Annotated in this window: 11 protein-coding genes, 2 tRNA genes and 2 pseudogenes; 14 read left to right on the top strand and 1 reads right to left on the bottom strand. The window is 50.0% G+C overall.

Features of this window, described 5'->3' with window-relative positions; translation table 11 throughout:
* Window positions 1–45 precede the first annotated feature (45 nt).
* Window positions 46–1,124, bottom strand: a pseudogene (locus tag HEN33_RS23240) (integrase core domain-containing protein).
* Window positions 1,125–1,195: 71 nt separating this feature from the next.
* Between HEN33_RS23240 and hokD the strand changes: the two are divergent.
* The 14 genes and pseudogenes from hokD to HEN33_RS23310 form a co-directional block, all read left to right on the top strand.
* The gene (gene hokD / locus HEN33_RS23245; RefSeq protein ID WP_176263622.1) at window positions 1,196–1,351 is read left to right on the top strand and encodes a type I toxin-antitoxin system toxin HokD; all 156 of its coding nucleotides are present in this window, start codon (window positions 1,196–1,198) and stop codon (window positions 1,349–1,351) included.
* A gap of 244 nt (window positions 1,352–1,595) precedes the next feature.
* A complete protein-coding gene (locus HEN33_RS23250) occupies window positions 1,596–1,955 on the top strand; it encodes a helix-turn-helix domain-containing protein (RefSeq protein WP_116987023.1) in 360 nt (119 codons plus the stop codon).
* A 35-nt stretch (window positions 1,956–1,990) separates the two neighbouring features.
* Complete coding sequence (locus tag HEN33_RS23255; RefSeq protein WP_236300049.1) at window positions 1,991–2,434, top strand: ImmA/IrrE family metallo-endopeptidase; 444 nt, start codon at window positions 1,991–1,993, stop codon at window positions 2,432–2,434.
* Between the two features lie 432 nt (window positions 2,435–2,866).
* Complete coding sequence (locus tag HEN33_RS23260; protein WP_176263621.1) at window positions 2,867–3,145, top strand: hypothetical protein; 279 nt, start codon at window positions 2,867–2,869, stop codon at window positions 3,143–3,145.
* Between the two features lies 1 nt (window position 3,146).
* A complete protein-coding gene (locus HEN33_RS23265) occupies window positions 3,147–4,196 on the top strand; it encodes a DUF968 domain-containing protein (protein WP_176263620.1) in 1,050 nt (349 codons plus the stop codon).
* A gap of 12 nt (window positions 4,197–4,208) precedes the next feature.
* Complete coding sequence (locus tag HEN33_RS23270) at window positions 4,209–4,568, top strand: RusA family crossover junction endodeoxyribonuclease (RefSeq protein ID WP_000904097.1); 360 nt, start codon at window positions 4,209–4,211, stop codon at window positions 4,566–4,568.
* 8 nt (window positions 4,569–4,576) lie between these two features.
* A complete protein-coding gene (locus tag HEN33_RS23275) occupies window positions 4,577–5,131 on the top strand; it encodes a DUF1133 family protein (protein ID WP_176263624.1) in 555 nt (184 codons plus the stop codon).
* Window positions 5,132–5,354: 223 nt separating this feature from the next.
* Entirely contained in the window at window positions 5,355–5,552 is a 198-nt protein-coding gene (locus tag HEN33_RS23280) for a hypothetical protein (RefSeq protein WP_000917750.1), read from the top strand.
* Window positions 5,553–5,702: 150 nt separating this feature from the next.
* Window positions 5,703–6,761: a DNA-methyltransferase gene (locus HEN33_RS23285; protein ID WP_176263619.1), complete on the top strand. Its 1,059-nt coding sequence runs from the start codon at window positions 5,703–5,705 to the stop codon at window positions 6,759–6,761.
* Window positions 6,762–6,801: 40 nt separating this feature from the next.
* Window positions 6,802–6,877: transfer RNA gene (locus HEN33_RS23290), tRNA-Ile, on the top strand.
* An 80-nt stretch (window positions 6,878–6,957) separates the two neighbouring features.
* Window positions 6,958–7,034: transfer RNA gene (locus HEN33_RS23295), tRNA-Arg, on the top strand.
* Window positions 7,035–7,207: 173 nt separating this feature from the next.
* A pseudogene (locus tag HEN33_RS23300) lies at window positions 7,208–7,636 on the top strand (tellurite resistance TerB family protein).
* Entirely contained in the window at window positions 7,633–7,800 is a 168-nt protein-coding gene (locus tag HEN33_RS26535; RefSeq protein ID WP_000216632.1) for a DUF3927 family protein, read from the top strand. The pseudogene HEN33_RS23300 and the gene HEN33_RS26535 overlap by 4 nt, the downstream one beginning before the upstream one ends.
* A 405-nt stretch (window positions 7,801–8,205) precedes the next feature.
* On the top strand, window positions 8,206–8,741 hold a 536-nt coding region (locus HEN33_RS23310; protein WP_072169856.1), incomplete at its 3' end, for an SASA family carbohydrate esterase.

Below are 8,741 nucleotides of genomic sequence, written 5' to 3' on the forward strand. Positions count from 1 at the left end.
CATTACGCGTCCTGCAAGACGCCTAACATTAATCTGAGGCCAATTTCATGCTAGATACATGTAGGTTAGCCTCTTACGCGCCGAAAGGCAAGGAGATGTATGGGTCCACCAAATATTGCAATTTTTGTTCTCTCTTAAAATATATTCCACGGGCGTCATTAGTGCGAGCGCCTTATGGGGCCTTTTGCTGTTATACAGCACCAGATATTCCCCCAGCTTCTGATTAAATAGCGCCAGATCTTCAAAGAGTAAAATCTCATTAAATTCAATAAACTGCTCTCTTAACGTCCGGTTAAAACGTTCACAGATAGCGTTCATTTTTGGCGTGTAGGGATAGGTCCAGAGGTGTTTGATGGCGGCTTCCTGCAGCGTTTTGTCGAAGTTTCCCAGGAACTCTTTTCCGTTATCTGTGATTATCTGGCTGATACCGACCGGGAACAGCCGGGCTGCACGGCTGAAGAAGTGCCTGACGATATCACTGTTGAGCGACGGTACAGCCAGCGCCAGCGCGTAATTGCTGCATTCGTCGATCATGGTGATGACATAGCGACGCAGTTCGCCCATTCTGAGCTCAATGGCGTCCATCCCAATGAGCTCACCTGTCTTTACCGGGCGGTAGTGCTTTGGTCTGCGGGGTTTGGCAGACCGCTTTTTGACAAGGAGTGCCTTCCCCCGCGAGCCCAGATGCACAGGTATCATTCGCATTTTATCGTGTGCGGCAGCGATCATTCTGCCAATGGTGGAAACACTTGGACAGGCCAGATAGCGCTGTTCGCACCAGGGCTTCAGGCGAACAAAAATCTGCTCTTTACCGAGGTTCGGCAGCTCTGTTCGCAGCCGTCGAATCTCTTTCAGCACATCGGGATGCCAGTGCTTTTTTCGTCGCACCAGAGGTGCCTTACTGTGCGGGATTAGCCCCTCAGGTCCTCCCTTGTTCAGTAACTGACGCCACCAGTAAAGCGTGCGGCAGGACACGCCAAAGGCTTCAGAAGCCGCAGAAATACCGTGTTTATCCCAGAAGTGCAGAGCCTTCATTCTCATTGTTGCTATATCAGCCATCACTGAAAGCCTCAACGCATAATCGGCCGTTTAGGATAGCCAACCATCAGATGCTGCATTTGCATAGTGCAATCTCCCCTTACTTATCCGGAGGTAATTGCAATATCTCTGTGAACTTACACAGGAGAAGCAGGCTATGAAGCAGCAAAAGGCGATGTTAATCGCCCTGATCGTCATCTGTATTACCGTCATAGTGACGGCACTGGTAACGAGGAAAGACCTCTGCGAGGTACGAATCCGAACCGGCCAGACGGAGGTCGTTGTCTTCACAGCTTACGAACCTGAGGAGTAAGAGACCAGGCGAGGGAGAAATCCCTCGCCACCTCTGATGTGTCAGTCATCCTCAACGCACCCGCACTTAACCCGCTTCGGCGGGTTTTGTTCTTTTTGTGAAAAAAATTCCCTTAAAAGAGATTTTTTTAACTAAAAAGGTTTACTTTGTTTTTGTGTATGGTAAATTTTAGAAATTAGAATTTAAGCGCCCATCAGGCTTGCGTTAGGCAAGTCTGCTAAATCAACAAATTGAGGATAAAATCATGGCACTCACTGAATTCGGTAAGGCCGTTAGAAAAGCGAGGATTGATACTGACAGTACTCTTCTGACTATGTCTCAAGAACTGGGCACTTCGCCAGCGTTTCTTAGCGGTTTAGAAACTGGTAGCAGAAAAATACCTCTGAAGTGGGTTAAGAAGATTGATTCTTACTTCAAGGCCAAAGGTGTAGAAATCGAAGGGTTACAGGAGTTAGCTGCAGTTGCGAATGACTCAGTTCCAGTAAACGGTTTGTCTCAGCAACAGAAAATGCTTGTAGCGGGATTCGCTAAGTCGCAGTTTACGCCGGAACAGCTAAAGAGTTTTGCAGATTTATTGCAAAAGATTAATAACAATGAGGGGTAATTATGTATCAAATGAGAGGTAACAGGGTGTCACCGATGCAAGAAGAAGAAATAGCCTACAGAGCTATAAACTTCTGTAATGCTATTGGTCTTACAGCCTCAAAGCGCAAAAGAAAGCGTTATGATATGTTCTTTGAAAGCCTTTCAATTTATGGGGTTACTCTTGACGTCAGGACCGACAAGGAGTGGGAGGCTCTGACGTATGATCTAACTATCGGACATTGTGACCCCGCTTCTCTAACAATTACGGTTCCCAATAAAATATATGTGAATGCTTGTCTTGGGGAAGAGCATGCACTTGCTGTTATCTTCCACGAGCTAGGTCATTTGCTTCTTGGACACAAAGCAGTTTTACATTTTTCAGCTAAAGAGCCTACTCGTATTGAGGATGCAGAATGGCAGGCAGATACATTTGCGGATATCGTACTGGAAACAATTGGCGTGAGAACACAACAGATGTCGTTCGATTTTTATATGTAAAAGCCCTGCGCTAACAGGGCTTTTAGGGGCGGAAAGTGCGCTAACACATTCCGTAGTGTATGGAGATAATCCAATCACAACATTTTTTGTAGGTAAGCGAAGTGTAGTGGTTCTCCCAACAAAGTGCAACCTGTGTGGATTCACAGGTGAGCAGGGAAAACGAAATCATGGCAATGGGTACCTGTCGCAAATGTGGCTGTCCATGTGAGATCATTTTTCGCTACTCTGTGTGTGTAGATGGTGTAATACGCCACGCGAAAAAAGGGAAGCCTTTCCCGATCCCACTTTGCAGTTGTAGTGGCAAGCACGCAGCTTGATATTCAGTACTGACAAAACCCGCTTTAGCGGGTTTTGTTTTTTCTGAGCATCTTGGTTTACAATCCACATGCCAGCCTGAACAACTGGCACCTGCTGCGCCAGCAGAGACAACCGATGGCGCACGATACCAAATTATACAATTCTGATGATTCTGTCGTCTTTGCCAGCAGGCGCGGACGGTGTTTTCACGCATTCAAATCTGACTGGTACCGGCATCCCCCATGCACTGAAGAACAGGCCGAATGGCTGATTCAGTGTTACCGCAGGCGCGGATGCGAGGTTAAAAAAGCCCTTAGCCTTGACTACCGTCACTGGATAATCTCCGTCAGGCTTCCTTACTCCGAACGCCCACCGCGTTCATCCCGCACATTCCAGCAACGGATCTGGAGGTAATGTGCGGGTATTACTTCGACCTGTTCTGGTACCGGAACTCGGGCTGGTGGTCCTTAAGCCAGGTCGTGAATCCATGCAGGTATTTCACAATCCTCGAGTGCTCGTGGAGCCGGAACCGAAAAGCATGTGTAATCTGCCGTCCGGGGTCGTTCCTGCCGTTCGCCAGCCGCTGGTGGAAGACAAAACATTGCTGCCGTTTTTCAGTAACGCACGGGTGATTCGTGCTGCTGGTGGTGCTGGTGCATTGTCTGACTGGCTGTTGCGCCATATTAAATCCTGCCAGTGGCCACACGGCGATTATCATCACAGTGAAACCGTCATACATCGTTACGGTACCGGCGCAATGGTGTTGTGCTGGCACTGCGACAACCAGTTGCGTGACCAGACATCCGAATCACTCGAGCAACTTGCTCATCAAAACCTGTCAGCATGGATGATTGACGTCATCGGTCACGCAATAAGCGGTACGCAGGAGCGTGAATTATCTCTGGCTGAATTATCCTGGTGGGCGGTCCGCAATCAGGTGGCGGACGCGCTACCGGAAGCGGTATTACGTCGTTCGCTGGGGGGGCGTGCGGAAAAAATCCGCTCAATGTACCGTGAAAGCGACATCGTGCCGGGAGAGCAGACCGCCACCAGCATACTGAAGCAGCGCACAAAAAATATTGCGTTACTGCCTGACGTCCACCAGCAACAGAACCCACCACAGGAAAAGACGGTGGTCAGCATTGCCGTTGATCCTGAGTCTCCGGAATCTTTCATGAAACGACCTAAACGTCGCCGCTGGGTTAACGAGAAATACACACGCTGGGTGAAGACTCAGCCGTGTGCGTGTTGTGGTAAGCCAGCCGACGATCCCCATCACCTGATTGGTCATGGTCAGGGCGGAATGGGGACAAAATCTCACGATATTTTCACGCTACCGCTGTGTCGGGAGCATCACAACGAGCTTCATGCGGATCCGCTGGCGTTCGAAGAAAAGCATGGTTCCCAGGTTGATTTAATTTTTCGTTTTCTTGATCACGCCTTTGCGACTGGCGTGCTCGGGTAAAAGAGGTGACTGATGCTCATAGATTTGGTTTTACCTTACCCGCCGACGGTGAACACTTACTGGCGACGCCGTGGCAGCACATATTTTATCTCGGAGGAGGGAAAGCGTTATCGCCGGGCTGTGGCGCTTATTGTTCGCCAGCAGCGGCTGAAATTAAGCCTGTCCGGAAGGCTGGCGATAAAGATTATTGCAGAGCCACCGGATAAGCGCCGTCGTGATCTGGACAATATCCTGAAAGCACCGCTGGATGCGCTGACACATGCCGGATTGCTCATAGACGACGAGCAGTTTGACGAAATTAATATTGTGCGCGGTCAGCTCGTTTCTGGTGGTCGGTTGGGCGTGAAGATTTACAAAATTGAAAGTGAGTGAGCATAAATATGATATACCCGGAAATTACAGGCAAAAGCGGTGAGCATTTACGCCTGAAAACGCTGGAAAGTGTCTGGATCCAGGGGAAACTGCGTATGTGGGGGCGTTGGTCGTATATTGGCGACGGTAAGACGGGAAATATGTTCAACCAATTACTGACCTCTAAAAAGCTGACAAAAACGGCAATTAACGAGGCGCTCCGGAGGATGAAAAAAGCGGGTCTGGACAAACCTGAACTTGAGGCTTTTTTGCGGGATATGATCAACGGCAATCAAAAAAGCTGGCTGGCACATTGTACCGATTCAGAGGCGTTAATAATCGACAGGGTTATTGGTGAAGTACTGGCAGGTTATCCCGGGCTGCTCAATGTTCTGAGTCAGCGTTATGTGGGGCGGGGGATGACTAAGCGCAAAATAGCTGAACTGCTGAATGATGCACATCCGGAATGGAGTTTAAGAACCTGTGAAAGACGCATTGAGCATTGGCTAAAGGTGGCAGAATTTATTTTGTACAAACCAATGGTTATGGCTTTTGGTATAGATAAAAAAGTTATTGCTTTTTGACGTAAAAACTGCTTCAATTCCGGTACGCTTCGCAAAGCTGTACCGCGAGGCGAATAGCAGACATGGACATTTGAAAGAGCCCGCTTTTTGCGGTTTTTTTTATGACTGAAAAACGGCACGGGGCGTTAAATGCGCTGGTGGTTGCGAATACCGGTCTTTCTGCTTGCTGGCTTTTTGGACAAGAGTTATTGGTATGTCACGTTAACCAAAAGGGAAAAAAGACATGCTAAAACAGCAGGATATGACAGAAACCGCCAGAGTGGTGTTTAATGAATTAAGCGTTACCGACCCGGCGACAGTCGGGGAGATTGCGCAGAATACTTACCTTTCACGCGAACGCTGCCAGTTAATACTGACCCAGCTGGTTATGGCGGGTCTGGCAGACTATCAGTTTGGTTGTTACAGACGCCTTCAGTCCTGAAGGCTTTTTTATTTGTGGTAAATGGGCGGCTGGTGGGTGTAAGGGGCACCCACCAGCCATCTGCTCATGCGTTGGGTTCACAAGCAAACCTCAGGCCCACTGCTTTGCGCAAAAGCAGAATGAGCCTATCAGAGACAGGCTTAATGATCCATGCTTAATACTGTGAAAATATCCAGTTGTGAGTTAATCAACGCCGACTGCCTGGAATTTATCCGGTCGTTACCCGAAAATTCTGTTGACCTGATAGTCACGGACCCGCCGTACTTTAAAGTGAAGCCTGAGGGCTGGGATAACCAGTGGAAGGGCGACGATGATTACCTGAAGTGGCTGGACCAGTGTCTGGCGCAGTTCTGGCGGGTGCTGAAACCTGCCGGAAGTCTTTACCTGTTCTGTGGTCATCGCCTGGCATCTGATATCGAAATCATGATGCGTGAACGCTTCAGTGTGCTGAACCATATTATCTGGGCGAAGCCGTCCGGACGCTGGAACGGATGCAACAAGGAAAGCCTGCGGGCGTATTTCCCCGCCACAGAGCGCATTCTGTTCGCGGAACATTATCAGGGGCCGTATCGTCCGAAAGATGCCGGGTATGCGGCGAAGGGCAGTGCACTGAAACAGCATGTGATGGCCCCGCTGATTTCTTACTTTCGTGATGCGCGCGCGGCCCTGGGGATAACGGCAAAACAGATTGCAGATGCCACAGGAAAGAAAAACACGGTGTCGCACTGGTTCAGTGCCAGCCAGTGGCAGTTACCGAACGAGGATGATTACAGAAAACTTCAGGTGCTGTTTGCCCGGGTGGCAGAAGAGAAACATCAGCGGGGAGAACTGGAAAAGCCACATCACCAACTGGTCAGCACATACAGTGAGCTGAACCGGCAGTATGCCAGCCTGCTGGAAGAGTACAAATCACTGCGGCGTTATTTTTCCGTATCGGCAGCCGTTCCTTATACGGATGTCTGGACGCACAAGCCTGTGCAGTATTATCCGGGCAAACATCCCTGTGAAAAACCGGCAGATATGTTGCGGCAAATGATTACCGCCAGCAGTCGTCCGGGTGACCTGGTTGCAGATTTCTTCATGGGGTCCGGTTCGACAGTCAAAGCCGCGATGGCGCTGGAGCGTCGTGCAATTGGTGTCGAGCTGGAGGCTGAACGTTTTGAGCAGACCGCAAGGGATGTACAGAATTTAATCAGAAAGAGAGAGTGATATTGCTGAATTTATTCTGTAACGTTATCATTATGTTATCGGCCCTTTAGCTCAGTGGTGAGAGCGAGCGACTCATAATCGCCAGGTCGCTGGTTCAAATCCAGCAAGGGCCACCAACCGCCACTAGCTCATCAGGAAAGAACGTCACCCTGTGCGAGATTCGGAGTCCCCGGTGGCGGTCCATTATCGGTATTCTGCGTTGTTAGCTCAGCCGGACAGAGCAATTGCCTTCTAAGCAATCGGTCACTGGTTCGAATCCAGTACAACGCACCACACTTATTTTCCAGGCTCGCTTTGGCGGGCCTTTTTTGTATCTGCGCCACGCCCGGCGCATATCAACCACAGAGCCTTTCGGGGGTGAGCTTACGGAGTGGTCAGTGTGACTTTCTCTGTGGGCAGATCGCTCCCGGGCGTTGGCTCACCCACCCAAAGGAACGTCACGATGTTTGGTATTTTTGGTAAAAAAAGCCCGCAGAGCGGCAACGGAAATTAAAAAGTTTGAAAAACGCGATCTGGCACAGGCGGTGATTAACGCCGCATACCTGGTGGCCTGTGCAGATGGTGAATGTGAGGCTTCCTAGAAAGCGAAGATCGAACAGGTACTGCGTAATCAGCCAGCGCTGTCCGCGTTTACGTCAGAAATTAATGCGATTAGCGCAACCATTATCGGTCAGCTGGATACGAACTTTAAAATTGGTCGTCGAGCGACATTGCGTGAAATTGAAGATGTGAAACACGATACGCGTGAAGCGGAAGATGTGCTGGATGTGGCGGTGGCTATTGCGGAGGCAGACGGCGAAATTGAGCCGGAAGAGCGCAAGGTTCTGGAAGAGATTGCCGGTGTTCTGGGTCTTCGTCTGGAGAATCACCAGTGACGGTAAAACTGCGCCTGGCTGTGGCTGCACTCCTGCTGTTTCTGGTGGTGATGGTGGATTTCACCAGCAGAATCATGTCGGTGCTGGCGGATGGGGTGCTGGTCTGCGGCATTATGGTATTGCTGTGGCCGGTGATAAAAAGAAACAGCCTGCATAATGCTTGATTTTTTTGTTTGCTGTTTATTAAAAACACTTCTGCATGGTGAATCCCCCTGTGCGGTGGGGCAATCAGCAAGAAGGAATATGGGGTAATCGCGGATTCAGGTGCTGATACTGAATTCACCGGGAGGCACCCGGCACCATGCAAAAAAAGAATGTGCATGCAAACATGCCCCTCTCCGGAGGGGCTTTTTTATGGGTAAAAAATGCCCGAATGGGTTCGGGCAATAGCATGAGATACTGATATTGTTGTGTTGTTATCGTGTGGATTTTAACCAGGGTTTATCAGGCTGCGCAACTGCGTGGCCTTTTTTCATTTCTTGGGCTGTAGTCCCCGTGTGTCATTCAGGCTTCCGGACTACAGCCCACTCCATATCTGATTTAATACACTATCCCGGCCGGGAGGAATAATGACATTTAAACATTATGATGTTGTCAGGGCGGCGTCGCCGTCAGACCTTGCGGAAAAGCTGACACACAAACTGAAAGAGGGCTGGCAGCCGTTTGGTAGTCCGGTGGCCATAACCCCTTATACCCTGATGCAGGCGATTACAGCAGAAGGTGATGTGGTGGTCAGTGGTGCAACTGAGCCGGATTGGTACTACGTCATCGTACTGGCCGGGCAGTCCAATGCCATGGCTTACGGTGAAGGGCTTCCGCTGCCGGATTCATACGATGCTCCGGATCCGCGCATTAAACAGCTGGCGCGCCGCAGTACAGTGACGCCGGGTGGGGCTGCCTGCAGATATAACGATATTATTCCGGCCGACCACTGCCTGCATGATGTGCAGGATATGAGTACGCTGAATCATCCGAAGGCAGACCTGAGCAAAGGGCAGTACGGCTGTGTCGGCCAGGGCTTACATATTGCCAAAAAACTGCTTCCGTATATCCCGAATAACGCGGGGATCCTGCTGGTACCATGCTGTCGTGGTGGTTCGGCATT

It is taken from the genome of Escherichia sp. 94.0001 (assembly GCF_013369155.2).
GTDB classification, from domain to species: Bacteria; Pseudomonadota; Gammaproteobacteria; order Enterobacterales; family Enterobacteriaceae; genus Escherichia; species Escherichia coli_F.

Excerpts from the sequence above, each read along its gene's own strand:
- HEN33_RS23280 (WP_000917750.1), top strand. The coding sequence starts at position 5,355 with ATGCTAAAACAGCAGGATATGACAGAAACCGCCAGAGTGGTGTTTAAT.
- HEN33_RS23285 (WP_176263619.1), top strand. The coding sequence starts at position 5,703 with ATGCTTAATACTGTGAAAATATCCAGTTGTGAGTTAATCAACGCCGAC.
- hokD (WP_176263622.1), top strand. The coding sequence starts at position 1,196 with ATGAAGCAGCAAAAGGCGATGTTAATCGCCCTGATCGTCATCTGTATT.
- HEN33_RS23255 (WP_236300049.1), top strand. The coding sequence starts at position 1,991 with ATGCAAGAAGAAGAAATAGCCTACAGAGCTATAAACTTCTGTAATGCT.
- HEN33_RS23250 (WP_116987023.1), top strand. The coding sequence starts at position 1,596 with ATGGCACTCACTGAATTCGGTAAGGCCGTTAGAAAAGCGAGGATTGAT.
- HEN33_RS23275 (WP_176263624.1), top strand. The coding sequence starts at position 4,577 with ATGATATACCCGGAAATTACAGGCAAAAGCGGTGAGCATTTACGCCTG.
- HEN33_RS23270 (WP_000904097.1), top strand. The coding sequence starts at position 4,209 with ATGCTCATAGATTTGGTTTTACCTTACCCGCCGACGGTGAACACTTAC.
- HEN33_RS23260 (WP_176263621.1), top strand. The coding sequence starts at position 2,867 with ATGGCGCACGATACCAAATTATACAATTCTGATGATTCTGTCGTCTTT.